Source organism: Sinorhizobium sp. BG8 (genome assembly GCF_016864555.1).
GTDB lineage: Bacteria > Pseudomonadota > Alphaproteobacteria > Rhizobiales > Rhizobiaceae > BG8.
In genome coordinates, this window is record NZ_CP044011.1 from 693,108 (window position 1) to 720,000 (window position 26,893).

The 26,893-nt window shown below is 61.6% G+C and carries 27 protein-coding genes and 2 pseudogenes (1 of these 29 running past the window's edge); 12 read left to right on the forward strand and 17 right to left on the reverse strand.

What is annotated here, in order from left to right:
- Nucleotides 1–58: 58 nt before the first annotated feature.
- The 5 genes and pseudogenes from F3Y30_RS03155 to F3Y30_RS03175 all read right to left on the reverse strand — a co-directional run bounded on the left by F3Y30_RS03155 (nt 59) and on the right by F3Y30_RS03175 (nt 4,017).
- Nucleotides 59–330 (reverse strand): annotated as a pseudogene (locus F3Y30_RS03155) (HPr family phosphocarrier protein).
- An 18-nt stretch (nt 331–348) separates the two neighbouring features.
- Entirely contained in the window at nt 349–750 is a 402-nt protein-coding gene (locus F3Y30_RS03160) for a PTS sugar transporter subunit IIA (RefSeq protein WP_203425114.1), read from the reverse strand.
- A 150-nt stretch (nt 751–900) separates the two neighbouring features.
- Nucleotides 901–1,356 (reverse strand): HPr kinase/phosphorylase, encoded by a 456-nt coding sequence (locus F3Y30_RS03165; RefSeq protein WP_203425115.1) that lies wholly within the window; start codon nt 1,354–1,356, stop codon nt 901–903.
- An 11-nt stretch (nt 1,357–1,367) separates the two neighbouring features.
- Nucleotides 1,368–3,125, reverse strand: coding sequence for a sensor histidine kinase (locus F3Y30_RS03170; RefSeq protein WP_246752940.1), 1,758 nt, complete (start codon nt 3,123–3,125; stop codon nt 1,368–1,370).
- A 166-nt stretch (nt 3,126–3,291) separates the two neighbouring features.
- Nucleotides 3,292–4,017 carry a response regulator transcription factor gene (locus F3Y30_RS03175; RefSeq protein WP_203426464.1) on the reverse strand — a complete coding sequence of 242 codons (726 nt, stop codon included), beginning with the start codon at nt 4,015–4,017 and terminating at the stop codon, nt 3,292–3,294.
- 311 nt (nt 4,018–4,328) lie between these two features.
- Here F3Y30_RS03175 and F3Y30_RS03180 point away from each other — a divergent pair, with 311 nt between their 5' ends.
- The 4 genes from F3Y30_RS03180 to F3Y30_RS03195 all read left to right on the forward strand — a co-directional run bounded on the left by F3Y30_RS03180 (nt 4,329) and on the right by F3Y30_RS03195 (nt 7,838).
- Nucleotides 4,329–5,939, forward strand: a complete 1,611-nt coding sequence (locus F3Y30_RS03180; RefSeq protein WP_203425116.1) for a phosphoenolpyruvate carboxykinase — start codon at nt 4,329–4,331, stop codon at nt 5,937–5,939.
- A 149-nt stretch (nt 5,940–6,088) separates the two neighbouring features.
- Nucleotides 6,089–6,523, forward strand: coding sequence for an alternative ribosome rescue aminoacyl-tRNA hydrolase ArfB (gene arfB / locus F3Y30_RS03185; protein ID WP_203425117.1), 435 nt, complete (start codon nt 6,089–6,091; stop codon nt 6,521–6,523).
- 173 nt (nt 6,524–6,696) lie between these two features.
- Nucleotides 6,697–7,212, forward strand: a complete 516-nt coding sequence (gene lysM / locus F3Y30_RS03190) for a peptidoglycan-binding protein LysM (protein WP_203425118.1) — start codon at nt 6,697–6,699, stop codon at nt 7,210–7,212.
- A gap of 11 nt (nt 7,213–7,223) precedes the next feature.
- A complete protein-coding gene (locus tag F3Y30_RS03195; protein ID WP_203425119.1) occupies nt 7,224–7,838 on the forward strand; it encodes an alpha-ketoglutarate-dependent dioxygenase AlkB in 615 nt (204 codons plus the stop codon).
- Nucleotides 7,839–7,843: 5 nt separating this feature from the next.
- On the opposite strand, the gene coaA is transcribed toward F3Y30_RS03195, so the two are convergent.
- From coaA to hisB, 7 genes are read right to left on the reverse strand one after another with little or no spacing between them, the layout of a single operon-like run.
- Complete coding sequence (coaA, locus tag F3Y30_RS03200; RefSeq protein ID WP_203425120.1) at nt 7,844–8,839, reverse strand: type I pantothenate kinase; 996 nt, start codon at nt 8,837–8,839, stop codon at nt 7,844–7,846.
- Nucleotides 8,836–9,159, reverse strand: a complete 324-nt coding sequence (locus F3Y30_RS03205) for a phosphoribosyl-ATP diphosphatase (RefSeq protein WP_203425121.1) — start codon at nt 9,157–9,159, stop codon at nt 8,836–8,838. Before F3Y30_RS03205 ends, coaA begins: the two co-directional genes overlap by 4 nt.
- Before the next feature lie 12 nt (nt 9,160–9,171).
- On the reverse strand, nt 9,172–9,948 hold the full coding sequence (gene hisF / locus F3Y30_RS03210) for an imidazole glycerol phosphate synthase subunit HisF (protein WP_203425122.1): 777 nt from the start codon (nt 9,946–9,948) through the stop codon (nt 9,172–9,174).
- Nucleotides 9,945–10,688, reverse strand: a complete 744-nt coding sequence (gene hisA / locus F3Y30_RS03215) for a 1-(5-phosphoribosyl)-5-[(5-phosphoribosylamino)methylideneamino]imidazole-4-carboxamide isomerase (RefSeq protein WP_203425123.1) — start codon at nt 10,686–10,688, stop codon at nt 9,945–9,947. The genes hisF and hisA overlap by 4 nt, the downstream gene beginning before the upstream one ends.
- 27 nt (nt 10,689–10,715) lie before the next feature.
- The gene (gene hisH / locus F3Y30_RS03220) at nt 10,716–11,366 is read right to left on the reverse strand and encodes an imidazole glycerol phosphate synthase subunit HisH (RefSeq protein WP_203425124.1); all 651 of its coding nucleotides are present in this window, start codon (nt 11,364–11,366) and stop codon (nt 10,716–10,718) included.
- On the reverse strand, nt 11,366–11,848 hold the full coding sequence (locus F3Y30_RS03225) for a DUF2628 domain-containing protein (RefSeq protein ID WP_203425125.1): 483 nt from the start codon (nt 11,846–11,848) through the stop codon (nt 11,366–11,368). The genes hisH and F3Y30_RS03225 overlap by 1 nt, the downstream gene beginning before the upstream one ends.
- A 31-nt stretch (nt 11,849–11,879) precedes the next feature.
- On the reverse strand, nt 11,880–12,473 hold the full coding sequence (hisB, locus tag F3Y30_RS03230) for an imidazoleglycerol-phosphate dehydratase HisB (RefSeq protein ID WP_203425126.1): 594 nt from the start codon (nt 12,471–12,473) through the stop codon (nt 11,880–11,882).
- Nucleotides 12,474–12,669: 196 nt separating this feature from the next.
- On the opposite strand from hisB, the gene hslV reads away from it, so the two are divergent.
- The 5 genes from hslV to F3Y30_RS03255 all read left to right on the forward strand — a co-directional run bounded on the left by hslV (nt 12,670) and on the right by F3Y30_RS03255 (nt 17,666).
- Nucleotides 12,670–13,230: an ATP-dependent protease subunit HslV gene (gene hslV / locus F3Y30_RS03235; RefSeq protein WP_203425127.1), complete on the forward strand. Its 561-nt coding sequence runs from the start codon at nt 12,670–12,672 to the stop codon at nt 13,228–13,230.
- The gene (locus tag F3Y30_RS03240) at nt 13,217–13,711 is read left to right on the forward strand and encodes a GNAT family N-acetyltransferase (protein WP_203425128.1); all 495 of its coding nucleotides are present in this window, start codon (nt 13,217–13,219) and stop codon (nt 13,709–13,711) included. Before hslV ends, F3Y30_RS03240 begins: the two co-directional genes overlap by 14 nt.
- A gap of 13 nt (nt 13,712–13,724) precedes the next feature.
- Nucleotides 13,725–15,032, forward strand: a complete 1,308-nt coding sequence (gene hslU, locus F3Y30_RS03245) for an ATP-dependent protease ATPase subunit HslU (protein ID WP_203425129.1) — start codon at nt 13,725–13,727, stop codon at nt 15,030–15,032.
- Between the two features lie 236 nt (nt 15,033–15,268).
- A complete protein-coding gene (locus tag F3Y30_RS03250; RefSeq protein WP_203426465.1) occupies nt 15,269–16,177 on the forward strand; it encodes a DUF1402 family protein in 909 nt (302 codons plus the stop codon).
- A 73-nt stretch (nt 16,178–16,250) separates the two neighbouring features.
- Nucleotides 16,251–17,666 carry a cytochrome P450 gene (locus F3Y30_RS03255; protein WP_203425130.1) on the forward strand — a complete coding sequence of 472 codons (1,416 nt, stop codon included), beginning with the start codon at nt 16,251–16,253 and terminating at the stop codon, nt 17,664–17,666.
- On the opposite strand, the gene F3Y30_RS03260 is transcribed toward F3Y30_RS03255, so the two are convergent.
- Nucleotides 17,611–18,168: a hypothetical protein gene (locus F3Y30_RS03260; RefSeq protein WP_203425131.1), complete on the reverse strand. Its 558-nt coding sequence runs from the start codon at nt 18,166–18,168 to the stop codon at nt 17,611–17,613. The genes F3Y30_RS03255 and F3Y30_RS03260 overlap by 56 nt on opposite strands.
- Nucleotides 18,169–18,300: 132 nt before the next feature.
- On the opposite strand from F3Y30_RS03260, the pseudogene F3Y30_RS03265 reads away from it, so the two are divergent.
- Both F3Y30_RS03265 and F3Y30_RS03270 read left to right on the forward strand, forming a co-directional pair.
- Nucleotides 18,301–20,303, forward strand: a pseudogene (locus F3Y30_RS03265) (hydantoinase/oxoprolinase family protein).
- 127 nt (nt 20,304–20,430) lie between these two features.
- Complete coding sequence (locus F3Y30_RS03270; protein WP_203425132.1) at nt 20,431–22,599, forward strand: malate synthase G; 2,169 nt, start codon at nt 20,431–20,433, stop codon at nt 22,597–22,599.
- Nucleotides 22,600–22,672: 73 nt separating this feature from the next.
- Here the strand turns inward: F3Y30_RS03270 and F3Y30_RS03275 are convergent, their stop codons facing one another.
- On the reverse strand, nt 22,673–23,344 hold the full coding sequence (locus tag F3Y30_RS03275; RefSeq protein ID WP_203425133.1) for a L,D-transpeptidase: 672 nt from the start codon (nt 23,342–23,344) through the stop codon (nt 22,673–22,675).
- A 311-nt stretch (nt 23,345–23,655) separates the two neighbouring features.
- On the opposite strand from F3Y30_RS03275, the gene F3Y30_RS03280 reads away from it, so the two are divergent.
- Nucleotides 23,656–24,186: an MmcB family DNA repair protein gene (locus F3Y30_RS03280; RefSeq protein WP_203425134.1), complete on the forward strand. Its 531-nt coding sequence runs from the start codon at nt 23,656–23,658 to the stop codon at nt 24,184–24,186.
- Nucleotides 24,187–24,261: 75 nt separating this feature from the next.
- Here F3Y30_RS03280 and F3Y30_RS03285 read toward each other — a convergent pair whose 3' ends face one another.
- From F3Y30_RS03285 to hrpB, 3 genes are all read right to left on the reverse strand, one after another.
- Nucleotides 24,262–24,858 carry an ActR/PrrA/RegA family redox response regulator transcription factor gene (locus F3Y30_RS03285; RefSeq protein ID WP_281435419.1) on the reverse strand — a complete coding sequence of 199 codons (597 nt, stop codon included), beginning with the start codon at nt 24,856–24,858 and terminating at the stop codon, nt 24,262–24,264.
- Between the two features lie 74 nt (nt 24,859–24,932).
- Nucleotides 24,933–26,234 (reverse strand): ActS/PrrB/RegB family redox-sensitive histidine kinase, encoded by a 1,302-nt coding sequence (locus F3Y30_RS03290; RefSeq protein ID WP_203425135.1) that lies wholly within the window; start codon nt 26,232–26,234, stop codon nt 24,933–24,935.
- A 37-nt stretch (nt 26,235–26,271) separates the two neighbouring features.
- Nucleotides 26,272–26,893: the end of an ATP-dependent helicase HrpB gene (hrpB, locus tag F3Y30_RS03295; RefSeq protein WP_203425136.1), read on the reverse strand. Its footprint extends 1,847 nt past the window's final position; the window shows 622 of its 2,469 coding nt (coding positions 1,848–2,469); its start codon lies off the right edge, out of view — the gene reads right to left on this strand; it ends in the stop codon at nt 26,272–26,274.

The window sequence follows — 26,893 nt, forward strand, 5'->3', positions numbered from 1 at the left end:
CCGGGAGTGGAGCAACCTTGATATAAAGAAGTCTTTATATCTTTATATCGCTCAAATTCTACATTTCTTCGCCGAACCGGTCGGCAATCAGGCGGTCCAGCGCATCCAGGGCCTGGGGGCTTCCGCGCCGCTCGCGGTCACGAGCACAGTGCAGCCGGGGCTTGCCGCCAGCATCATGAGGCCCATGATAGAGGTTCCGCCAACAGTCATTCCGTCCTTGGTAACGGTGACCTCAGCATCGAAGCCTTCGACCGTCTGCACGAATTTCGCCGAGGCGCGCGCATGAAGACCACGCTTGTTGATGATCAGCAGCTCTTTCGAATGGTTCATGGGTTGAAGGTCGATCTCTTACTTGCCGCTCAGCACGCGGCTCGCCACGTTAATATACTTCCGGCCGGCTTCCGAGGCTTCGACGAGCGCCCTGTCCATGTCGTTGTCGCCCCTCACACCCGCGAGCTTGATCAGCATCGGCAGGTTGACCCCGGCAATAACTTCAATCCTGCCGTCGGCCATGACCGAAATCGCAAGATTTGACGGTGTGCCGCCGAACATGTCGGTGAGGATGATCACCCCGTTGCCTTCGTCGGCACGAATGACCGCTTCCAGGATGTCCTGGCGACGCTGGTCCATGTCGTCTTCGGCGCCAATGCAGACGGTTTCGATCGCTTTCTGCGGACCTACGACATGCTCCAGGGCATGTCGGAACTCTTCCGCCAGCTTGCCATGGGTGACAAGCACCAGTCCGATCATAGGTAGTTGCTCCAATTTCCCGGCATGAGTCGGTCGCCAATACCGCAATGCCGCAAAGACGTCCACCGCTGGGGTCGTCATCATGTCAATGAAAAGGCCGAGTGCAAGCCCCAAATTGTCGATTTTGCCTTTCCGGCCAGGGTTGCACCCCTAACAACCGTGAAGTTCAGGGGCGATGGTCGTCAAAATGTCGAACGGGTCGCTGCCTGCGTGGAGCGGCAGCCGGCTCGCAGGCAGGAAATGGCCGGGAAGAACCTCATGCGTCTCGTTCTCCGGCGCCATGCGTTCGCATTCCGACGGCTGGACGATGAGAATTGCCCGATGAAGGAGAGCGCAGGGAATGCTCTTCACTGAGAATATTCCGGCACCGCGAATTTCGGCCAATCCGGCGATTGCCGGAGGAGGGCGGCCAACAACCCGGGTATTCACAATCGACAGCATCACCTGGTCGTCCGAGATCAGCGCCGCGTAGTTGCCGCGCGCGCGAGACCGCTTGATGCAGTGCAGGGCAACCGAAGTCTTTCCTGCCCCTGACTGTCCGAAGAATATCAGTCCGGTCGTCCCGATCACGATAGCCGTTGCATGGACGTTGACCGGCCGGAACATCGCGGGATCTCTCAGCTCTTGCCGGTTGGAAGGGACAGAGTGAAGCGAGCCCCCACGATCTTGCCCGCCTTGTCGTCGACGATGTTTTCCGCCTTCAGCGCACCACCATGAGCTTCTGCGATCTGGCGAGAGATCGAAAGGCCGAGGCCCGAATTTTGGCCGAAGCCTTCGCTGTCGGGACGGTCCGTGTAGAACCGCTCGAAGATGCGGTCGATGTTTTCGGCCTGAATTCCGGGGCCGTTGTCTTCCACGTGCACGAGGCAACGGCCCGTTCGCCCGCGCGATAGGCGGACGACGATCCTGCCGCCCTGTTCCGGCACGAAGGAACGGGCGTTCTCGATCAGGTTCGTGACGATCTGGCCGATCCGCAACTCGTGTCCATTGATGTCGAATCGTGTCTTCGGATTTCCCTTCCGGTCGACGACAAGATCGAGGATGACCGATTTCTTGCGGCTCCGGATCTGGCGCGAGATATCGACCAGATCGCCAAGCAGCTTCTCGAGGTCAACGGTCTTGGCGTCGCCGCGCGCAAGCTCGGCATCGAGGCGCGAGGCATCCGAAATGTCGCTGATCAGGCGATCCAGCCGGCGCACGTCGTGCTGGATGATGTCCATCAGCCTCGTCTTGGATTCGTCCGTCCGCGCAAGCGGCAGCGTCTCGACCGCGCTGCGCAACGAGGTCAGCGGGTTCTTGAGTTCATGGCTCACGTCGGCCGCGAAGCTCTCGATCGCATCGATGCGGTCATAGAGGGCGGTGGTCATCTCGCGAAGCGCCACCGAAAGATTGCCGATCTCGTCCTGTCGGGCGGAGAAGTCCGGAATCTCCTCGCGCTCCTTGGCTCCACCGCGCCTGACCCGGATCGCCGCCGCTGCGAGGCGGCGCAGCGGGTTGGCGATCGTGCTGGAGAGCAGCAGCGACAGCGCGATATTGACCAGACCCGCGGCGCCCGCGACGCGCATAATGGCGAGCCGCTCTGCATGCACGATCTTGTCGATGTCGCCTGCCTGCGTCGAAAGAAGCAGGACGCCGAGGACCGCGCGGAACCGCTGGACCGGAACGGCGACCGACACGATCAGCTCGCCCTTTTCGGTAACGCGCACCACGGCGCCGCGAACGCCGGTCAGCGCATTCATGACCTCCGGATAGATCGACCCGTCGCCGCCGGGCGCTTCCTTGTAGAGCGGCAGGTTGCTAGGCTGCAGCATGCGGTTGAACCAGGCATTCACGCGATCCATCATTCCAACAGGTTCAGGATCCACGGGAGGCAGGTCGAAGCGAAGGACCTGGCCCTGGGTGTAGAGATGGCGGGAATCGAGCAGGAGGTTCGAGTCCGTGTCGAAGATTCGTGCCCGGGTCCGCGTGGGTGAAATCAGTCGGCGAAGGACCGGGGCCACGCGCTCCGGATTGATCGGAAATTCCAGGTCCTCGTCGTTGGGAAGCGGCGTGATGCTTTGTCCCGCCTGCAGTTCGAGCAGCTTTTCCGGTTCGATGGTGATGGAATTGGTGTCGACCGAAGCCGAGGCGGAGATCGCGCCCGCAATGATCTCGCCCTGCGTCAGAAGGCTCTCGACCCGGGCGTCGATCAGACCCTCCCGGAACTGGTTGAGATACAAAATCCCGGCGACGAGCACGACGAGCGCCACCAGGTTGAAGAACAGGATGCGGCGCGTCAGGCTCGAGAAAACGGCGTTGCCGAAAATCCGGCGGGTCAGGGTAAATGGATAGGTCCAGTACCACCGTGCCCGCCGCACGACGGGTTTGCCTTCCAGATCGTCGAGATCCTTATCCAGCACTGACTGTGACAACCGATTCACCCTATACCAACGTCCGTTGATACGTCGGTGCCGAAACCATTGGCACCCTCCGACGCGGCATGCCACCGGACGGACCGGTCACGCAAGTAAAATCGGCGGATGGCTCTGCACGGAGAGGGGATCAAGCCGATTCGCGGAAGCGGTAGCCCACGCCATAGAGCGTTTCGATCATGTCGAAGTCGGTGTCGACCATCTTGAACTTCTTGCGAAGACGCTTGATGTGGCTGTCGATTGTGCGGTCGTCGACATAGACCTGTTCGTCATAGGCCGCGTCCATCAGGGAGTCGCGGCTCTTCACGACGCCCGGTCGCTGGGCGAGCGAATGCAGGATCAGGAATTCGGTGACTGTGAGGGTGACGGGTTCGCCCTTCCAGGTGCAGGTGTGGCGCTCCTGGTCCATGACCAGCTGTCCGCGCTCAAGCGAACGCGACTGCACTTCGCCGGTCTTTGTGGGGGCGACCGCTCCAGAGGCACTCGCTTCACGGCTGGAGGCGCGCCTCAGCACTGCCTTTACCCGTTCGACCAGCAGGCGCTGCGAAAACGGCTTCGTGATAAAGTCGTCCGCACCCATCTTGAGGCCGAAAAGCTCGTCGATTTCCTCGTCCTTCGACGTCAGGAAGATCACGGGCAGGTCCGACTTCTGCCGGAGCCGGCGGAGCAGTTCCATTCCGTCCATGCGCGGCATCTTGATATCGAAGATTGCGAGCTGCGGCGGTCTGGCAAGCAGACCGTCAAGAGCGGAGGCGCCGTCCGTGTAGGTCTCGACCTTGTATCCCTCGGCCTCGAGCGCGATGGCAACCGAGGTCAGGATATTCCGGTCGTCGTCCACGAGTGCGATCGTCTGCATCCTGCTTGTCTCCATTGTCATGCGGCGCATCTCCATGTCGGATCATTCACTGGCATTGTTGGTGCGCCTTCCTTTGGGGGTAAAGGTGGAACAAATTGTGGCAGAGATAAAGGAGGCACAGGGAGGGGATGTCGGACACCACCAATCTAAATCGATTATTCAAACGATTAAAAAAGTGTGACAAATCGTTAAATCGATTAATATACTGATATTCTTACATAAATTCGGTGTCATCCTTGTTTTCATTTTAAACAAACGCTACTGTCCAACCAGTGTCATCATATCTCTCCAACGGGAAGGAAAACTGGACCATGAACGAACTTGGAGTTCGCAACCCGTCTGTCGGGCTTGAGTCGGTGGGTTTCGCCAAGACCGGAACGGTCCGGTACAATTTCCAGGAATCAGAACTTTTTAATGAGGCGCTGCGCCGCAATGAGGCGGTAAAGACCGCTCACGGGGCTCTGTGCGCAACGACCGGTCAGCACACCGGGCGTTCGGCTAAGGACAAGTGCGTCGTGCGGGATGCGAATACCGCCGACCACATCTGGTGGGACAACAACCGCGAGATTTCGCCTGAGCATTTCGAAGTGCTGCGCAAGGACATGCTGGCTCATGCGGAGGGATTGGACCTCTACGTGCAGGACCTTGTCGGCGGCGCAGACCCCGACAACGCGCTGCCCACCCGCGTGGTGACGGAACTCGCCTGGCATTCGCTGTTCATCCGCAACCTGTTGATCCGTCCGCGGGAGGAAGAGCTTGCCACCTTCGCTCCCAAGCTGACGATCATCGATCTTCCGAGCTTCAAGGCCGATCCGACCCGCCATGGCACCCGCAGCGAAACGGTGATTGCCTGCGACCTCACGAACGGCCTCGTGCTGATCGGGGGCACGTCCTATGCCGGCGAGATGAAGAAATCGGTGTTCACGGTGCTGAACTACCTGCTTCCGGAAAAGGGCGTCATGCCGATGCACTGCTCGGCGAACGTCGGCCCCGATGGCGACACCGCCGTGTTCTTCGGTCTGTCCGGCACGGGAAAGACGACGCTGTCGGCGGATCCGCATCGCACGCTGATCGGCGACGACGAGCACGGCTGGGGCGCGGACGGCGTCTTCAACTTCGAGGGTGGCTGCTACGCCAAGACAATCCGCCTGTCGGCGGAAGCGGAGCCGGAGATTTTCGCGACGACGCAGCGTTTCGGCACCGTGCTGGAGAACGTTGTTCTCGACGCGAACGGCGTGCCCAACTTCGATGACGCCTCGCTTACGGAAAATACGCGGTGCGCCTATCCTCTGCACTTCATCCCGAATGCCAGTGAAACCGGGAGGGCCGATCATCCGACGACGATCATCATGCTGACGGCCGATGCCTTCGGGGTTCTGCCCCCGATTGCGTGCCTCACGCCCGAACAGGCGATGTATCACTTCCTCTCCGGCTACACCGCGAAGGTTGCTGGCACCGAAAAAGGCGTCACCGAACCGGAAGCGACCTTCTCGACCTGCTTCGGCGCTCCCTTCATGCCACGCCACCCGACCGAGTATGGCAATTTGCTGAAGGCGCTTATCGCCAAGCACGGTGCGCGCTGCTGGCTGGTGAACACCGGCTGGACCGGCGGCGCCTACGGCGAAGGTCGTAGGATGCCGATCAAGGCCACCCGTACGCTGCTGGCGGCGGCCCTGGACGGCTCGCTCAACAACGCGATCTTCCGCAAGGACGACAACTTCGGCTTCCAGGTACCGGTTTCGGTCCCTGGTGTGGACACCAAGATCCTCGATCCGCGTTCGACCTGGGCGAGCGGGGCGGCCTATGATGCACAGGCGCGTAAGCTCGTGGACATGTTCGTCCGGAACTTCGCCAAGTTCGAAAGCCATGTCGATGGAAATATCCGCGATGCGGCACCGGGAATGCGCATCGCTGCCGAGTAGTCGGCCAAGAGAACACTGAAAACTTTAAGTGATTCACGTGAAACCCGGCCACTCGCCGGGTTTTACTCTTTTTGCGCGTGCCGCGTCACCTGCCGCTTGCCGTTGATGTCTCTGCGGCGCTATGGGTGGTCGACGCGGAAAGGATGACCATGGCCAGCGATCCCCTCCACATCAAGGGTTCAATCACCATTGCCGGCTGGGAACTGACCGAGCAGTTCGTTCTGGCCGGTGGTCCGGGCGGCCAGAACGTGAACAAGGTGTCGACCGCGGTCCAGCTTTTCTTCGACCTCCGCAATTCACCGTCGCTCAGCGATCGCATCAAGGCCAATGCGGCAGGAATAGCCGGACGGAGGCTCTCCAAAGACGGAGTACTCCTGATTGAAGCCAATCGCTTCCGCAGCCAGGAACGCAACCGCGAGGACGCCCGGGAGCGGCTGAAGGAACTCATTCTCAAGGCCGCGGAACCTCCACCGCCCGCCAGAAGAAAGACCAAGCCCACGAAAGGATCGGTGGAGAGGCGGCTCAAGGAGAAGGCTGGACGGTCGGGCATCAAGAAGATGCGGGGCAAGCCGGCGCACGAATAGACCCTGGAGCTTGGCGCTGCGCCTTGCAAAAATTCTATAGGCCTCGATCGACGGGTCTATACGTGGTTTCAATCGCCTCGAAGCACGGCATCTCGTGCACCCTTGAAGAGACGAATTCCGCTTCCATTTGACTTGGGTAGTCAATAACCTCACGCTGATCCTGGAGGAAAGCCATGGGACTGTTCAGCTTCATCAAGAATGCGGGCAAGAAACTCGGCATTGGTGGCGACGACGATGCGCCCGATGCGGATGCGGTCAAGAAGGAGCTCGATACTTTCGATCTTGGTACGGACAAGGTCCAGGTATCCATTGATGGGGACAAATGTGTCCTGAAAGGCGTCGTTGCCGACCAGACAGCCTTCGAGAAGGCCGTTGTGGCTGTCGGAAACACCCTCGGCATCTCGAGTGTCGAAGCGAGTGACCTTAAGATCGTCGCACCGGAGTCGGGTTTGAAACTCGGCACGGCCGACATGACGGAACTGGTCAAGGCGGCCACACCAGCCAAGGCGCCAATCTTCTACACGGTCAAGAAAGGCGACAATCTCTGGAAGATTGCCGAAGCCCATTATGGCAAGGGCAAGGGCGGAAAGCACACCGTGATCTTCGACGCCAATCGGCCGATGCTCGGCCATCCGGACAAGATCTATCCCGGCCAGGTTCTCCGTATCCCAGAGCTCGGAGAGGCCTGACGGTTCCTTCAATGGCCACAGAACTGCCCGACGGGTTTCGTTACCTTCCGGACTTCCTGTCGCGTGAGCACCAACAGGCCCTCGTGGCGGCAATTCGCAACGTCGTGTTAGAGGCGCCCTTGTATACGCCGGAAATGCCCCGAACCGGGAAACCGATGTCGGTCCGCATGACCAACTGCGGTGACCTCGGATGGGTGACGGATCGCGAGCGCGGCTATCGATACCAGGAGAGGCACCCGGTCACCGGGCGCCCCTGGCCGGCAATTCCGCCGCAACTGCTCGATTTGTGGCAGAGCGTCTCCGGCTACGACAAGATGCCAGAGGCTTGCCTCGTGAACTTCTATGGCGCGGAGGCGAAGATGGGCATGCACCAGGACAGGGACGAAACGGATCTCGCTGCGCCCGTCGTGTCGGTATCGCTTGGGGATCAGTGCCAATTCCGGATCGGCGGGCCGGCGCGCAGCGACCCTACCCGCTCCTTCCGTCTTTCAAGCGGTGACGTCGTCGTGCTTGGGGGCAGAAGCCGGCTCAGCTTTCATGGTGTCGACCGGGTCTTCCCCACAACGTCCACCCTGCTGAAGAACGGCGGACGCATCAACCTGACGCTTCGCCGGGTCAATCCCTGAAGGCATTAGAGCTTTCGAAGTGCGACGGTCTCGACAAGATGGTTCTCACCCTTCTGCAGGATGAGATCGGCGCGAGGTCGAGTCGGCAGGATGTTCTGTCGTAGGTTCTTGAGATTGATGTTCTTCCAGAGCCCTTCGGCGATCGCCAATGCTTCCGTTTCCGTGATGGTCGCATAGCGGTGAAAGTAGGACTCCGGATTCTTGAACGCGGTTTCCCTGAGCCTCATGAAGCGCTCGACATACCAACTGTGGATGAGCGCCTCCTCAGCGTGAATGTAGATCGAGAAGTCGAAGAAGTCCGAGACCATCGGCACGATCTTGCCGTCCGCTGGCAGATTGCGCGATTGCAGGACGTTGATGCCCTCAAAGATCAGGATATCCGGCCTATCTATGGTTTGGGACTCGTTCGGCAGGACATCGTAAGTGAGGTGCGAATAGGCGGGTGCCTTCACGTTCGGCTGGCCAGCCTTGATGGCGGAGAGAAAGCGCAGCAGCGCGCCCGTGTCGTAGCTTTCCGGAAAGCCCTTGCGGTCCATCAACTTTTCGCGCTGAAGAACTGCGTTCGGATGAAGGAAGCCGTCCGTCGTCACGAGGTCGACTTTCGGGCTTGAGGGCCAGCGCGACAGGAGTTCCCCGAGTATGCGCGCCGTGGTCGACTTGCCAACGGCAACCGATCCCGCAATGCCGATCACGAAAGGCGTTTTCGATACGTCGGAAAGGGTCAGAAAGCGCTTGCGCTGCTCGAACAGCATCTGGGACGATTCCACATGAGCTGACAGCAGGCGCGAAAGCGACAGATAGATGCGGCGGACCTCGTCCAGATCGACGGGGTCGTTGAGCGAGCGAAGGCGATGAACTTCGTCGGCCGTAAGCGTCAGCGGCGTATCCGCCCGGAAGTGCGACCACTCCTCTGCCGAGAAGAACCGGTAGGGGGAATAGTTGGCGTTTCCGAAGTCATCCGGAATGTCCGCCCGCTCCTTGTCGCGCTGAACCTGGATCATGGATGCTGCCGGTTGGCCTTCTCTGTTAGACCGGACTGTCCCGTACGCCGTTCCAGCTCCGCAAGCACGTCTTGTAGCGGCACGCCGCCGATTTTCAATACGACCATAAGATGATAGAGGAGATCCGCGCTTTCGCTGACGAGCGCTGACCTGTCGCCCTCAATTGCGGCGATGACGGTCTCGATTGCTTCTTCACCGAGCTTCTTGGCCGCCTTTGCCTGGCCGGCAGAGACGAGCTTGGCGGTCCAGGACTGGTCTGCCGGCGCCTTGGCGCGCTCGGAGACGATGGCCTCCAGGTCGGCAAGTGTGAATTCACGCATCTTTGTCTCCGCTCAATCGAGCCGCATCGCAATGCCATGATCGGCCATATAGCGCTTGGCTTCGCCGATGGTATGGGTGCCGAAGTGGAATATGGATGCCGCAAGCACCGCTCCGGCGTGGCCGTCGCGAATGCCTTCGACCAGATGGTCCAGGTTGCCGACACCGCCTGACGCGATCACTGGAACCCGAACCATGTCGGCGATCGTCCGGGTCAGCGCGATGTCATATCCGCCCTTCTGCCCGTCGCGATCCATGGATGTCAGCAGGAGCTCGCCGGCGCCGCGTTCCACCATTTTCTCCGCAAAGGCGACGGCGTCGATCCCTGTCGCCTCCCGTCCGCCATGGGTGAAGATCTCCCAGCGGTCCGCTTCGCCTTCCTTCGAGACCTTCTTGGAATCGATCGAGACGACGATGCACTGGTTGCCGAATTTGTCAGCGGCCTCGGCCACGAAGTCTGGGTTGCGGACGGCGGCCGAATTGATCGAGACCTTGTCCGCCCCGGCGAGCAGCAGTTTGCGGATGTCACCGACGGTGCGTACGCCGCCCCCGACGGTCAGAGGCATGAAGCAGTGTTCGGCCGTGCGGGCAACGACGTCGAAGATTGTGTCGCGGTTGTCCGACGAGGCGGTGATGTCGAGGAAGCAGAGCTCGTCCGCGCCGGCCGCATCATAAGCCTTGGCCGATTCTACGGGATCCCCGGCATCGACAAGGTTGACGAAACTGACGCCCTTGACCACGCGGCCGTCCTTCACGTCGAGACAGGGGATAACGCGAGCCTTGAGTGTCATTCGGCTTGTCCTTTTGCAGACCTGAGGAGCGTCAACGCCTCCTTCGGATCGATCCGTCCATCATAAAGCGCTCGACCGGAAATCGCACCTTCGAGTTTTTGGGCGTCCGGCGCCATCATCCGCCGGATGTCCTCCATCGAGGCGAGGCCGCCGGAGGCAATGACGGGAATGGACACCGCACCAGCGAGTTCGAGCGTCGAGTCCCAGTTGATCCCTGTCAGGATGCCGTCGCGATCGATGTCGGTGTAGATAATCGCGGCAACACCGGCCCCCTCGAATTTCCTGGCAAGCTCGATCACCCCAAGCTCGGACGCCTCGGCCCAGCCCTCGACGGCGACCTTTCCGCCCTTGGCGTCGATGCCGACGGCGACCTGACCCGGAAATTTCCGACACGCCTCGATCACCAGCGCGGGGTCGCGCACAGCGACCGTTCCGAGGATGACGCGGGCAAGCCCCCGCGAGAGCCAGTTCTCGATGTGATCCAGGGAGCGAATGCCACCGCCGAGCTGGACCGGATTGGTCGTCGCTTTCAAGATCGCGTCCACAGCCGCGCCGTTGACGGTTTCACCGGCAAAGGCACCGTTCAGGTCGACCACATGCAACCACTCGAAACCCTGCTCCTGAAAGGCTCGCGCCTGGGCGGCCGGGTCGGGATTGTAGACCGTCGCCTGCGCCATGTCGCCGAGCTTGAGGCGCACGCACTGACCGTCTTTCAAGTCGATGGCGGGAAAAAGGATCATGGCTGCATCCGTATGTTTGCGCGGCGCTCAGGGCTTCCAGCGCAGGAAATTGGTAATAAGGGCAAGGCCGAGTGCCTGGCTCTTCTCCGGGTGAAACTGCGAGCCGACCTTGTTGCCATTCGCGACAAAGGCCGTCACCGGCCCGCCATAGTCGGCAGTGGCCACGACGTCGGCCGGTACCTTGGCCTCCAGATGGTAGGAGTGCACGAAATAGGCATGCAGGCCGCCTTCGCCAGTCGGAATCCCCTCGAAGAGTGGGTGCTCTCTGCGTAGCGTCAGCGTGTTCCACCCCATTTGCGGGATCTTGAGCTCGGGGTCTTCCGGCTTCATCAGCACGACGTCGCCCTTGATCCAGTCAAGCCCGCGCGTGGTCGTCTTTTCCAACCCGCGGGAAGACATGAGTTGCATGCCGACGCAGATACCGAAGAAGGGGCGCCCCTTTGTTTCGACCGCCTCGGTCAGGGCATGCACCATGCCGCTGACGGAATCGAGTCCATGGCGGCAGTCGGCGTAGGCTCCGACGCCCGGAAGCACGATGCGGTCAGCCGAAGCCACCCTTTCCGCCTTGTCCGTCAATTCTATTTCCGCACCGATGCCGGCTTCGCGCGCCGCCCGCTCGAATGCCTTGGTGGCAGAGCGCAGATTGCCCGAGCCGTAATCTATAATCGCTACACGCATTATTGGCGGTCTCCGTCATAGCCGATGAGCCCCAGCGCGGGTCCTTGTCCGGCTTGTACATTGTATCCTCGTGCCATCGTGCCAGTTTGAGCGGTCGGTCTACCGGCCGCCTGGCTATCTGCACGGACCGAGAAATAGATAGTTTCGGCTTCATCGATATTGTCGGCGAGCGTGACCTGGTCGAAGGACCATTGCCGCCGGGCCAGGGCCGTTGCCGCGAGCATCGGCCCTTCGAGCGCCACCAGCACCGAGAGACCGATCTGGATTGCGAATCCGGCTACCGCAAACCCCGGGACCCCGGCAAGCGCGCTTGCACCGAACTGTACTGCAAGCGCAGCAATACCCCAGAACCAGAGGCGATGGAAAAGCAGCCACAGGGCCGGAAAGAAGAAGGCGGTCCATCGGAAGCCGTCTCGTATGAAGCGCGCATCCTCTGCGCTTGCGTTCTTCCCGGGCGGCGTCAGAACCAGATAGCTTGCCATGATCTCCGGTGCTTCCTGATGGTTGGTGCCGTCAGGCCAGCGAACCCTTTGTCGAGGGAACGCGGCCCGCCTGCCGAGGGTCGATTTCCGTTGCGGTGCGCAGCACCCGGGCAACGGCCTTGAAGCATGTTTCAGAGATATGATGGTTGTTGGCGCCGTAGATGTTCTGGATGTGAAGGGTGATCCCGGCATGTTGGGCAAGCGCCTGGAAGAACTCCCGCACCAGCTCGGTATCAAAGGTTCCGATCTTCGGGGCTGAGAAAGCGACGTTCCAGACAAGGAAGGGCCGGCCGGAAACATCCACCGCCGCGCGCGTCATCGTCTCGTCCATCGCGAGGTCGAGGGAGGCGTAGCGGGTGATGCCGCGGCGGTCGCCGAGCGCCTTGGCAATCGCTTGGCCAATCGCGATGCCGGTGTCTTCGACCGTATGATGGTCGTCGACGTGCAGGTCGCCCTCGGTCTTGATCGTCATGTCGATGAGTGAATGGCGTGAAAGCTGGTCGAGCATGTGATCGAAGAAGCCGACGCCCGTGGAGATGCTCGACGTACCGGTTCCGTCTATATCGATGGTCACCGACACGGAGGTCTCGTTGGTCTTGCGCGAAATGCTGGCGGTGCGGCTCATTGGCGTCTCCGGAAATATGGCCGCTCCATATCAGGGGCGAGCGGAAAATGCCAGCGTCGAGGCGGCCGAAATGGCGGCGGGCCGGAGTCCGTTCAGACAGACGTTTGAAATTGACGGATCGGCAATTACATAGGGGACAAGTAAGCCGCCCATCGCGGACGGCAAAGTCCCTCTGTGGGATCCGAAGGGTCTATGTATGAGTGAACACAATCCCTATGGAACGATGCATGCGACGACCATCATAACCGTGCGCAAGGACGGCAAGGTCGTGATGGCGGGCGACGGCCAGGTGAGCCTTGGCCAGACGGTCATGAAGGGCAACGCCCGCAAGGTGCGCAGGATCGGCAAGGGCGATGTCATTGCCGGCTTTGCAGGGGCGACCGCCGATGCGTTCACGCTGCTCGAGCGACTTGAGGCCAAGCTTGAACAGTATCCGGATCAGTTGATGCGGGCTGCAGTCGAACTCGCCAAGGACTGGCGGACGAACAAGTACCTGCGCAATCTCGAAGCAATGATGCTGGTCGCCGACAAGTCGATTACGCTCGCCATCACCGGCAACGGTGATGTTCTGGAACCAGAGCATGGCACGATCGCCATCGGCTCGGGCGGCAACTATGCCTATGCGGCGGCACGAGCCCTGATGGACAGCGACAAGTCGGCCGAGGAGATCGCGCGCCGGGCAATGGATATCGCCGGCGACATTTGCGTCTACACGAACCACAATTTCGTCATCGAGACGTTGGATGCCGAGCGTTGAAGAGTTCGCCTTCCGTCGATTGACGGAGGCTCACCTTCCGCTGGTGGGGCAGTGGCTGGCAGAGCCGCATGTCCAGCGTTGGTGGGGGGAACCCGCGGACGCCCTCTCGGAAATCCGGGGGCACTTGGACGATCCGCTGGTGGAGCCCTATCTGGTACTGATACCGGCCCGGCCGATCGGCTACGTGCAGAAGTACCTGATCGATGGGCCGGATCACCCTTACGGCGATCAGCCGGCGGGAGCTGCGGGAATTGACCAGTTCATCGGCATACCGTCCCTCATTGGCCGCGGATACGGGTCGAAAATGGTCGAAGCCTTTGCGCTGAAATTGTTCGAGGAAGGCGTGGAGCGGGTGGTCATCGATCCGCATCCGGAGAGTGCGCAGGCGATCCGGGCCTACGAGAAGGCCGGATTTACTGTATTTGATCAACGACAAACTGAGGACGGCCCGGCGCAGATGATGGCCCGGGACCGTTGCTAGAAACGAGAAGCCCATGTCTAATTTCTCTCCCCGTGAAATCGTCTCCGAGCTCGATCGCTATATCATCGGCCAGCATGAGGCGAAGCGCGCCGTTGCGATTGCGCTCAGAAACCGCTGGCGCCGTCACCAGCTCTCCGACGAGCTGCGCGACGAGGTAATGCCGAAGAACATCCTGATGATCGGTCCGACTGGCGTCGGCAAGACCGAGATCTCCCGCCGTCTCGCCAAGCTGGCGGGTGCGCCCTTCGTCAAGGTCGAGGCGACCAAGTTTACCGAAGTCGGCTATGTCGGGCGGGACGTTGAACAGATCGTTCGTGATCTCGTCGAGGTCGGTATCGGGCTGGTGCGCGAAAGGAAGCGTAGCGAAGTCACGGCCAAGGCTCACATGAACGCCGAGGAGCGTGTTCTGGATGCGCTGGTCGGTGCGACCGCTTCGCCGGCGACGCGCGATTCCTTCCGTCGGAAGTTGCGTGCCAACGAGCTCGACGACAAGGAAATCGAGATCGACATTGCCGAGACCGGTTCCGGAATGCCGGGCTTCGAGATTCCCGGCATGCCGGGTGCGAATATCGGCGTGCTGAACCTCTCCGAAATGTTCGGGAAGGCCATGGGAGGCCGCACCAAGAAGGTCAAGACGACGGTTCGTGACTCCTACAAGGTGCTGATCGACGACGAGTCGGACAAGCTCATCGACAACGAACAGATCCAGCGCGAAGCCGTCCGGTCCGTCGAGAACGACGGTATCGTCTTCCTGGACGAGATCGACAAGATCGCCGCCCGCGATGGCGGAATGGGAGCCGGCGTTTCGCGCGAAGGCGTGCAGCGCGACCTGCTGCCACTCGTCGAGGGCACGACCGTGGCGACGAAGTATGGCCCGGTGAAGACGGACCACATCCTGTTTATTGCCTCAGGAGCGTTCCATGTCGCCAAGCCGTCTGATCTGCTTCCCGAATTGCAGGGACGTCTTCCGATCCGTGTCGAGCTGAGGGCACTGACCAAGGAGGACTTCCGTCGCATTCTGACCGAGACCGAGGCAAGCCTCATCCGCCAGTACAAGGCGCTCATGGAGACCGAGGAAGTCTCGCTCGAGTTTACCGAGGACGCGATCGATGCACTCGCCGACGTGGCGGTCCAGCTCAACGCCAGTGTGGAAAACATTGGAGCGCGGCGATTGCAGACCGTGATGGAGCGCGTGCTCGACGAGATCTCGTTCGATGCGCCGGACCAGGCCGGAAACAAGCTTTTGATCGACGCGGAATACGTCCGCAAGCACGTCGGACAGCTTGCATCCAACACCGACTTGTCCCGCTTCATTCTCTGACGCGACGGCAACGGCGGCAGTCCAACTGTCGCCGTTGCCGCAAAAGTGAGCCTGCACCGTCTCGACTCCGGTCGAACTTCGCCCTAGACCGTGCGGGTGTTTTCGTCCGGGCCGCCCGAGGGCATCATTCCGACACGATTGCTGTGCATCGGTCGGCGCGAAACCACTCAACAGGGATTTCGACGGAACCTCGCATCGTGCCAAAGCTCATCACAGCGCTTGCTTTCTCGCTCCTCATGCTGGTCCAGGGCCAGTCCGTGATGGCTATGGACGTCGTTCCGGAGGGCAACCGCAATGCCGAACAGCCGAATGTGCCGGGGGCTTCGGTTCGCCGCACCAAGGCCGGCAAGACTTCCTTCGATGCGAAGTACGAGAAGGTCCGCGACCTGCTGGCCAGCGACCGCCAGCTTACGGGCAAGATCAAATCGGTGGCCCGGCAGTACGGCATCGACCCGATTCACATGGTCGGCGCGATTGTCGGGGAGCACACCTACAATGTCGACGCCTATGACCGCCTTCAGAGCTACTACGTGAAAGCGGCCGCCTATGCCGGCGACAGCTTCCGCTTCGCCTACGAGGGCGAGTCGATCGTCGATTTCGTGAAGCGCCCGGAGTTCTCGACCTGCAACGGCAAGAGCGGCTCCTATTCAGTGTGGTCCTGCCGTGAGGCGGTGTGGAACAGGTCGTTCAAGGGCGAGAGCGTCGGCGGCAGGTCCTTCCCGAACAACCGCTTCAGCGCCGTCTTCTTCCAGCCCTTCTATGCCGGCCAGACCTTTGGCCTCGGCCAGATCAACCCTTTGACTGCCCTGATGCTCACCGACGCAGTGGTCCGCGTCTCCGGCTACGACCGGCTCGACGAAGCGGATGCCGCCGGGGTCTACAAGGCGATCATGGACCCCGACGTGTCGCTCGCCTACATGGCCGCATCCATCAAGCAGTCGATCGATGCCTACAAGAAGATCGCGGACGTCGACATCTCGGAAAATCCGGGGGTCACGGCAACTCTCTACAATGTCGGCAATCCCGAAGCCCGCGCCAGCGCCTTTGCCAAGAAGCGCGCAGCCGGGGAGGCAACCTGGCCCGAAGAGAACTATTACGGCTGGCTGGTCAACGACAAGCTCGCCGAACTGCGCTCGCTGCTCTAATCTAGGAGGTTCTGCCGGCCGCGGCGCGATCGTGGCCGTGTAGCGGAACAGGCGAGCAGTTGCGAGGTTCTAAATGGACATGCGCCCGGAAGCATTCGAGCCCCCGGCACCGACGCCGCGTACGGTACCGCCGTCCAAGCTCGAGATCATTCGGACCGTTCTGCGCAATCCGCTGGAGCTCTGGGGCGAACCGTCCTACACGCTGCCCTGGATTGAGACCCGCTTCTTCCGCGAACGTACGCTGATAGTCAACGACCCGGGACTGATAAAGCATGTCCTTGTCGACAACGCGGTCAACTATCGCATGGCGGATGTTCGCCAGCTGGTCCTGCGTCCCATTCTGCGTGACGGGTTGCTGACGGCGGAAGGTGCGGTCTGGCGGCGCTCTCGCAAGGCGGTTGCGCCGATCTTCACACCGCGTCATGCCCGCGGGTTTGCCGGCCAGATGCTGCGCCAGTCCGAGCAATATGTTCTCAAGTACGAGAACGCAGGATCCACCGGGCAGGTGTGCGACATCTCGGCGGACATGACGGAGCTGACTTTCGCCATCCTGGCTGACACGCTCTTTTCCGGGGAGATTGTCTCTTCCTCGGGTCACTTCTCCGACGACGTGAACGAGTTGCTGCACCGCATGGGTCGGGTCGATCCAATGGATCTCCTGCGGGCGCCCAAGTGGGTGCCGCGTCTGACGCGGATCGGGGGCCAGAAGGTGCTCGACAAGTTCAGGGCCCTTGTCCACGACACCATGGACCTGAGACGCGAAAGGCTGCAGTCGGATCCCTCGAACGCGCCCCGGGATTTCCTCACACTGCTCTTGCAGCAGGCCGGTCCCGAAGGGCTGACCATGGGCGAGATAGAGGACAATATCCTTACCTTCATCGGGGCCGGACATGAGACGACGGCAAGGGCGCTGGCCTGGACGCTTTTCTGTGTTGCGAACACGCCCCATTTCCGCGACGCCATGGAGGAAGAGATCGATCGGGTTCTCGCGACCGGAGCCGAGCCCGTGGAGTGGCTCGATCTGATGCCGCATACCCGCGCTGCCTTTGAAGAGGCCTTGCGTCTCTTTCCGCCGGCGCCTTCGATCAACCGCGCCGCGATCGCCGACGACCAGTGGACGAATGCGAAAGGCGAAACGGTGGAGATCCCGGCAGGGATTACGGTCCTGGTCATGCCGTGGACGCTGCATCGCCACGAACTCTATTGGGAAAAGCCGCGCGCTTTCATTCCGGAACGATTCCTGCCCGGAAACCGCGAGCGAATCGATCGCTTCCAGTTCCTTCCCTTCGGCGCGGGGCCGCGCATCTGCATCGGCGCCACGTTTGCACTCCAGGAGGCGGTGATTGCGCTCGCGGTCATGATGCACCGCTTCCGTTTCGACATCACCGACGAGACGCGACCCTGGCCAGTGCAGCGCCTGACGACACAGCCGGCTAACGGGCTGCCGATGAAGGTGACGGCTCGGCGGTCTGCTTCTTCGATTTCTTGATGGTCTTGATCGCGGCACAGGTGGCGTCCCCAGTGCCCTCGCATGGCTTGTAGACGACGATCTGGCTGCCGCTTCCGTCGTCCCAGACCGCCTGTACGGCGACCGTTTCGGCTTCACCCGCCTTGAGCGAGATGTAGATGTAGTCTGCTGTATCATCCGAGGGCAGGTTGAAAGGCAGCTGGGGGTCGCATTTTGCGAGCGGGAAACGCTGGTCCAGCGCGTCGGAATTGATCGAGTAGCGAATTTCCGAGAGCCTGCAGTGCATGGTCTGGAGGGCAGTGAAGTAAATCAGCTGCCGGCCGTCATAGTTGCGGAACTGGATCCACCCCGACTTCTCGTTCGCATCGAGCATCGCCTTGTAGATGGAAACATCAGGAATTTCCGCCTTGTACTGTTCCTCGTCCTCCTCCTGTGCGCTCGCCCCCACGCCGGAGAGAAGCATACAAGCGACCGTGATGATCGGCAGCCATGCGCCCGGTTTTGACAAAAGCAAGGTGGGCATTCCGCGTTCCTCCGGCCCCCGGATGTCGCAGGGAGGCTGTAGCCTTTGCGCTTCACATGCAATAACACCATCGCTTTACTTTTTTGAAAAGTCCCCAATCCGCGCAGCGCAGTACAAGTCGGATGCATCCTCGTGGCAGATCAGTTTCTTCTTGGCATCGATACCGGCGGCACCTACACCGACGCAGTTCTCTTCAGCGAGAGGGACGGCGTGGTCGCGAAGGCCAAGGCACTCACCACGCGTCATGACCTCGCGGTGGGCATCGCCGGCGCTGTCGAAGCCGTGCTCACCGGTGCCGGTGCCCCGACCTCTTCCGTCGGTTTGGTGTCGCTCTCGACCACGCTCGCGACAAACGCCCTTGTGGAAGGGCAGGGTGGCCGCGCGGGGTTGGTAATGATCGGCTTCGGGCCTGACGATCTGCAGCGCGACGGGCTTGCCGAAGCGCTCGGCAACGACCCGGTGATCTTCCTCCCGGGTGGCCACGATGTCCACGGTATCGAGACGCCCCTGGACATGTCGAAGCTGGACGAGGCGCTGCCGGAACTCCACAACTCGGTTTCGTCCTTTGCCGTCGCCGGCTATTTCGCCGTACGCAATCCCGCACACGAGATACGCGTGCGGGATCGAATCCGTGAGATCTCGCACCTGCCGGTCACCTGCAGCCATGAGCTCTCGTCGAAACTGGGGGGCCGCGGCGCGCGCTCACGACGCTCCTCAACGCGCGCCTCGTCTCGATGATCGACCGCCTGATCGCCGCCTGCGAGCGGTTTCTTGACGGCCGCGGCATCCATGTGCCGATTACCGTCGTTCGTGGCGACGGTGCCCTCATTTCGGCCGAACAGGCCCGGCTTCGGCCGATCGAAACGATTCTCTCCGGCCCGGCCGCGAGCCTCGTCGGCGCTCGACACCTCACCGGCCTCGACAACGCGGTGGTTTCCGACATCGGCGGCACCACGACGGATGTTGCGATCCTGGATGCAGGCCGCCCACGGCTCGATGCTGAAGGTGCTGTCGTCGGAGGGTACCGCACGATGGTTGAGGCGGTCGCCATGCGGACCTATGGCCTCGGAGGCGATTCGGAGGTTCGAGTCAACGATCGGAGCCTGACGGCGAGAATCGATCTCGGGCCGCGCCGCCTGCTGCCGCTTAGCCTGTGTGCCAGTCTTCACGGTGCCGCAGTGACTGGAGCGCTGGAGCGCCAATTGAAGGCATCCCACGCGGGCCGCTACGATGGCCGTTTGGCAGTCCGGACCGGCGTGCCAGCCATATTTGCGAGCGGCCTGCAGCCCCAGGAGCAGGCGCTATACGATCGGGTGACCGATATTCCGCGGCCCTTGGACGACCTTCTTACCGCAACATCGCAAAGAGCTACGCTTGATCGGCTGGTAGCGCGCGGTCTTGTACACATCTGCGGCATCACGCCCTCGGACGCATTGCACGTTCTCGGCAGGCAGGACCAATGGGATGCATATGCCGCCCGACAGGGCCTTGCGCTCGCCGCGAGAACGAGGGACGCATCGGGCCGCCCGATCGCGGCTTCACCCGAGGAGCTCGCAGGGATGATCGTCGACCGGCTGACACGCCAGTCCGCTGAAGTTGTCCTTGCTGCCTGCCTTGCGGATGACGGCGCTGGTTCGATCGACCCGGCCGCATCGCCTTCAATCGATCGCGCGCTGAAGCGCGCACCGGGGATCGTCAACTTCCGTGTGTCGCTCGATAGGCCATTGGTGGGTCTCGGCGCTTCTGCCCCCGTCTACTATCCGGCGATCGCGGACATGCTGCATGCACAGGCCTCGATACCCGAGGATGCAGGTGTGGCGAATGCCGTGGGCGCCGTCGTGGGGCAGGTGAGGACTGCGGTCACGGTTTTCGTCACCGCGCCGGAGGATGGGATCTACATCGTCAACGGCGCGGGCGACAGCCTTCGTCTCCTGCATGAGGGCGAAGCATTTGCCGCTGCGCGCGAAAGAGCGATTTCCGTGGCGCTGCACGCCGCCCGCTTGAACGGTGCGGAGGAGCCGACCGTCGTTGTGAGCGAGCATGTTGATGCGCCGGAGATCGAGGGCCGGCGCAAGCTGGTCGAGGGGCGCTTTACCGCTACGGCAAGCGGCAGGCCGCGAATCGCTTTCGATTGATCGACTGCGATCTTTTCGATTTCGGAATAAATTCTTTGAACTCATGCCGAATTGACTATGAATGAAACCTCTGGAAAGTGGCAGCATCCGCGGAAACAATGAATTCCGCCTATCCGGAGCATTCGACATGGGTCAAACAGAAAAATACGGTCTCTCTTTCGACAGCGATTTGTTCGATTTCCTCGTCAAGGAGGCCCTGCCCGGAACCGAAGTGCAGGAGGATAGGTTCTTTTCGGAGTTTTCCGCCATCGTTCATGCGCTTTCGCCGAAGAACAAGGCCTTGCTGGCTATTCGGGACGACTTCCAGGGAAAGCTCGACGACTGGTACCGCCGGAACGGCGCACCTGCCGACATGCAGGCCTATGAAGATTTCCTGAGGGAGATCGGCTACCTCCTCCCGGAGGGACCTGACTTTGCAGTCTCGACCGCCAACGTCGACGCCGAGATCGCGTCGATCGCGGGACCGCAGCTCGTTGTCCCCGTCATGAACGCCCGCTATGCGCTGAATGCTGCCAACGCGCGCTGGGGCTCGCTCTATGACGCTCTCTACGGAACGGACGCGATTGCGGAAGCCGACGGCGCTGAAAGGGGCAAGGGTTACAACCCGGTTCGCGGAGCCAAGGTCATCGCCTGGGTCCGCGAATTCCTGGACCAGAGCGCAGCGCTTGAAGGGGCAAGCTGGAGCGAAGCGGCGGCACTGTCCGTTGAGGGGCAGGTCCTCGCGGTCACGCTCATGGACGGTCGCAAGACGGGTCTTGCCGACACGACGAAGTTTGCCGGCTTCATCGGCGAACGCTCCCGGCCGGAGCGGGTCCTCCTGGTGAATCATGGCCTGCACATCGAGATCGTCATCGATTCGACGACGACCATCGGCAAGGACGATGCGGCAAATATATCTGACGTCAGCATCGAGTCGGCCCTCACCACCATCATGGACTGCGAGGATTCCGTCGCAGCCGTCGACGCGGAGGACAAGGTCGTCGTCTACCGGAACTGGCTTGGCCTGATGAAGGGCGACCTTCAGGAAGAAGTCACCAAGGCAGGTCGTAGCTTCGTCCGAAAGCTCAATCCCGATCGGTCCTTCACGGCAGCGAACGGCTCGAGCCTTCCGGTCGTCGCGCGTTCCCTGATGCTGGTCCGCAATGTCGGGCACCTGATGACCACTCCGGCAATCCACGACCGGGACGGCAATGAGGTGCCGGAGGGGATCATGGATGCAATGGTCACCGCGCTGATCGCGCTCCATGACATAGGACCGCAGGGTCGTCGCATGAATTCGCGCGCCGGTTCCATGTATGTGGTCAAGCCGAAGATGCATGGGCCGGAGGAGGTCGCATTCGCTAGCGAGCTTTTCTCCCGCGTCGAATCAGCCCTCGGCATGGCGCCCAACACCATCAAGATGGGCATCATGGACGAAGAGCGGCGTACCACCGTCAATCTCAAGGAAGCGATCCGGGCCGCGAAGGAGCGTGTCGTCTTTATCAATACCGGTTTTCTGGACCGCACCGGGGACGAGATCCACACGTCGATGGAAGCCGGGCCGATGATCCGCAAGGGCGACATGAAGAAGGCTGCCTGGATCGGCGCCTACGAGAACTGGAACGTCGACATCGGCCTCGCATGCGGCCTTTCGGGCCACGCGCAGATCGGCAAGGGCATGTGGGCCATGCCTGACCTGATGGCCGCGATGCTCGAGCAGAAGATCGCCCATCCCAAGGCCGGAGCAAACACGGCCTGGGTACCTTCACCGACGGCCGCAACGCTTCACGCGACTCACTATCACAAGGTCGATGTCTCCGCCGTCCAGGAAAGTCTGAAGAGCAGAGCCCGCGCCAAGCTCTCTGATATCCTCTCCGTCCCGGTGGCCGCGCGCCCGAACTGGACCAGCGAAGACATCCAGTTCGAACTGGACAACAACGCCCAGGGGATCCTCGGTTATGTCGTGCGGTGGGTCGATCAGGGTGTCGGCTGCTCAAAGGTGCCGGATATCAACAACATCGGCCTGATGGAGGACCGGGCGACGCTGCGCATCTCCGCCCAGCACATGGCGAACTGGCTCCACCATGGCGTCGTGACCGAGGCGCAGATTCTCGAGACGATGAAACGCATGGCCGAGGTTGTCGATCGCCAGAACGCTGGCGACAGTCTCTACACGCCGATGGCACCGGATTACGATCGCTCGATCGCGTTCCAGGCCGCACTTGAACTCGTGCTGAAGGGCAGGGAGCAGCCGAACGGATACACCGAGCCTGTCCTGCACCGCCGCCGCCTGGAGCTAAAGGCGGCCGCCGCTTGATTGCGGGCGCCTCTCACCCATGAAAAAAGCCGCCGGAGCGATCCGGCGGCTTTTTTCTGTCTCGTCTTGTTGCTTACTGCTGGACAACCACGCGGGCACCCTTCCCCGGGCGGACGCGCTGGTAGAGATCGATGATGTCCTGGTTCATCAGGCGGATGCAGCCGGACGAGGCCGCAGTTCCGATGGATGCCCATTCCGGTGTTCCGTGAAGGCGGAAGAGCGTGTCCTGTCCCTTGTCGTTGAAGAGGTACATGGCGCGTGCGCCGAGGGGGTTGGTCAGGCCCGGCTGCATCCCTTCCTTGACGTACTTGGCCACTTCCGGCTTGCGGACAGCCATTTCTTCCGGCGGATGCCACATCGGCCATTCCTGCTTCCAGGCGATGTATGCCTCGCCTTCCCAGGCAAAGCCCTGCTTGCCCACGCCGATGCCGTAGCGAACGGCCTTGCCGCCGGGCAGCACGAAATAGAGGAAGCGGCTGGGCGTGTTGACGATGATCGTGCCCGGCTTTTCCGAGGTCGCATAGTCGACGATCTGTCGGTGATACTTCGTGTCGAGGCGGGAGATCGGAATGGCCGGCAGCGCGTAGCCGTGGTCCTCGACGGCGCCATAATCCGAGGTGAAGATCTGGTTCGTGGCGACCTTTTCGCTCCAGACGGGTCTGACCATGACGGGCGCGGTTGAGCAGCCGGCCAGCACGCTTGACGCTGCGAGGCCGCACAGGAGGAGGGCATTGCGAAGACGCATTTGATTCTCTTTGGACGGGATGGCAAAGTTCGGTTTGCCGAACATTCAGTAGCTATGGTTTATTTTCGATCGGAAGGCTCATTGCAAGCACGCGGGAGGCGGCATCGGGGGACAAGCGAGCAAAATCCGGAGGACTTGCTTTTTTGCAACAACCGGGTGGCCCAAGAAGCCTTCTTCCCGCACAGCATGAACGAACGGAAGGCTCGCGAACGCTCGGCAGTGATCCGTTTCCGTGGGACATTCCGGGACCCCAACAAACATTTGGTGCCTAATGCTTCGTTACCGCGGCCCTCTCCGGGGAGCTTTATCCCATGACGATCGTATCTCTTCACAATGACAACCCTCTCGTGGACGGACGGCAGTCCGAGCGCGCCATGATGGTCAGGCGAGGCGTCCAGAGACTTCTGATGGAAATGCGCCATGCCGTGATCCCGGAGCTTACGCTTGCAAGCGGCAGGAGAGCGGATCTGATAAGCCTCTCGGCGAAGGGCGAGGTCTGGATTGTTGAGATCAAGTCCTCGATCGAGGACTTCCGCGTCGACAGGAAGTGGCCGGACTATCGCCGCTACTGCGACCGGCTGTTCTTTGCGACGCATCGTGGCGTGCCGCTCGACATCTTTCCGGAGGACTGCGGGTTGATCCTTGCCGATGGCTATGGCGCCCATATCGTGCGGGAGGCGCCGGAACACAGGCTTGCAGCGGCGACGCGCAAGGCGGTCGTCTTCGCCTTCGCCCGTGCCGCCGCCGGCAGACTTCTGCTTGCCGAACTGGCATCCGACACCGGCAGTGGCTCCGCCGACATTTCAGCGATCGTCAGCGGCGAGAAGGACCAGACTCCGTAGGCGCGGCGAGTCGTTCCGCCTTCGATCAGAAACCGAAGAGTTCCGGCACTCTCGAACACCCGCCGTGCAAGCGTTTTACTTCGGTGCGCGTTTCGCCAGGATGCGCTGGAGCGTGCGGCGGTGCATGTTGAGGCGACGGGCGGTTTCCGAGACGTTGCGTTCGCACATCTCGTAGACACGCTGGATATGCTCCCAGCGGACACGATCCGCGGACATAGGGTTCTCAGGAAGCTCCGCCTTTTCGCCGGGCTTCTGGGTCAGCGCCGAGAAGATGTCGTCGGCATCGGCCGGCTTGGCAAGATAGTCGACGGCGCCGAGCTTCACGGCATTCACCGCGGTGGCAATGTTGCCGTAGCCCGTCAGCATGATGATCCGCGTATCGTCTCTGCGCTGGCGGATGGCCGCGATGACGTCGAGCCCGCTGCCGTCGCCGAGCCTCAGATCGACAACGGCATATTTCGGGGGCGCTGTCTTCGCCTTGGCAATGCCTTCAGCGACGGACTCCGCGGTGTCGACGATGAAGCCTCGCGTCTCCATGGCACGCGCCAGGCGCCGCAGGAACGGCCCGTCGTCGTCGACGATCAGGAGTGAACGGTCGGTGCCGATGTATTCCATGTCGGAAAGGCCGGAAGCGAGGACGGTCGCCTCCGCGGTTTCGTTCTTCTCTGCCATTCTCGAAATTCCGCGTCGTTTTCTCGGTTCTTCTGGACAGAAAGCTTATGAACGCTTCCCGGCAGGGGGTAAAGTCATTTCGCCGGCATCGATTCCATCCGGGACCGCGGCCATTCGACCACCACGCGGGCTCCCGGCAGACCGCCTAGCCGGTTCCCGAAGCTCAGGCGTGCCCCGGAGCGCTCCAGCAAGGTCTTTGCAATGAAAAGGCCGAGGCCCAGCCCACCGGCCCGCTCGTCGCGCTGGCGCTTCGTCACATAAGGCTCGCCGATCCTCAGGAGGATGTCCGGAGGATAGCCCTCTCCGTCGTCCTCTATGATGATCGTCACCTTGTCAGGGCCGTGATCGGCGGTCACCGTCACCTCTTCCTTTGCATGGTCCACCGCATTTTCCAGGAGATTGCCGAGGCCATAGAGAATGCCTGGGTTGCGCTTTCCGATCGGTTCGCCGTCACGCCCAGCCTTTTCCACCAGGCTCAGGCGAATACCGAATTCGCGGTGCGGCGCCATTACTTCCTCGAGGAGGGAAGAAAGCGGCAGATTGCGCATGTGCTCTTCGTCTGCCGCCGAAAGCGTCGTCAGCCGCCTGAGGATATCCCGGCACCGCTCGCTCTGGCTACGCAGCAGATGGACGTCCTCCCCGAATCGCTCGTCCTTGCCAAGCTCGCGCTCCATCTCCTTGGCGACGACGCTGATTGTTGCCAATGGCGTGCCCAGTTCGTGAGCGGCGGCGGCGGCCAGCCCGTCGAGCTGGGAGAGATGTTTCTCCCGCTGCAACACCAGTTCGGTGGCGGCGAGCGCATCGGAGAGCTCAGAGGCCTCGCGCGAGACCCGGTAGGAATAGAAGGCCGCAAATGCAGTGGTGGACGTGATGGCAAACCAGAATCCTGCCATCAGGATCGGAGGCACCACGAGGAGCGTTCCGGGAAACCAGGGGAGTGGGAAGGGGGAGAAGGCGAGCGCCGTGATGCCGGCGACCGCAAGGATCCCGAGCACGAGGCTGTGGCGGATCGACTGTGATGAGGATGAGATGATCACCGGTACGCAGATCAGCGGCGCGAACGGATTGGAGAGGCCGCCCGTGATGAAGAGCAGCGCGATCAGCTGGCAGAGGTCGAAGGCAAGCAGCGCAAGTGCCGCCTCCGGCGTCAGTCTGTGCGCCGGGGGATACCTGACCGCCAGGAAGAAGTTCACCCCTGCGAGGAGAGCGATCAGCACGCCTGCCGGTACGATTGGCAGGGGAAAGGCCAGCCAGAGGCCAACGACGATGACCGTAATCGACTGCCCGGCAACCGCGAGCCATCTCAGCCGGATCAGCGTCTCCAGCCTCAGCCTGCGGCTGAAGCTGATCTCTCCTAAGTCATGGTGTGTCGGCATCGGCGTGGAATCCCGGCTGTAAGATTACTGGGAGGCATCATGTACCACGCGGCTTTGCCCGTGTCGTCGGCGCTGCCTCGGAAGGATCTTCCGGCCAGGGGTGTTTCGGATAGCGCCCCCTCATGTCCGCCCGCACGTCCTTCCACGATCCCGCCCAGAAGCCGGGCAGGTCGCGGGTGGTCTGGATCGTGCGATGCGCTGGCGACAGCAGTTCGAGAAGCAGCGGCAGCCTCCCGCCGGCGACCGCAGGATGCTGTTTGAGGCCGTAGAGTTCCTGCACGCGTATCGCCAGCACCGGTTCCGCTCCATCGTAGCGGATCGGGTGCTGGTTGCCCGTCGGCGCTTCATAGTGGGTCGGAGCCAATTTCGGCAGGTCTCGTTGGGCCTGGTAGGGTACGAGTGACAGAAGGCCCTCGGACAGGCTCCCCGGGCTGACGTCGTCGAGACCGCGGGTTTCTTCCTGAAAGGGAACGAACCAGTCATCGAGGCGGGCGAGCAGGGCGGCGTCCGATGTGTCCGGCCAGGGGTCGCCGATCGAGCGGTGGAGAAAGCCGAGCCGCTCGCGCAGCTGGGCGCCCGCCTTCGAGAAGGGCAGGAACTGGAGACCGAGCTGCGCGACACCTTCGGCAAGCGCCCGCGCGGCCGCAAGCCCCTTCGGA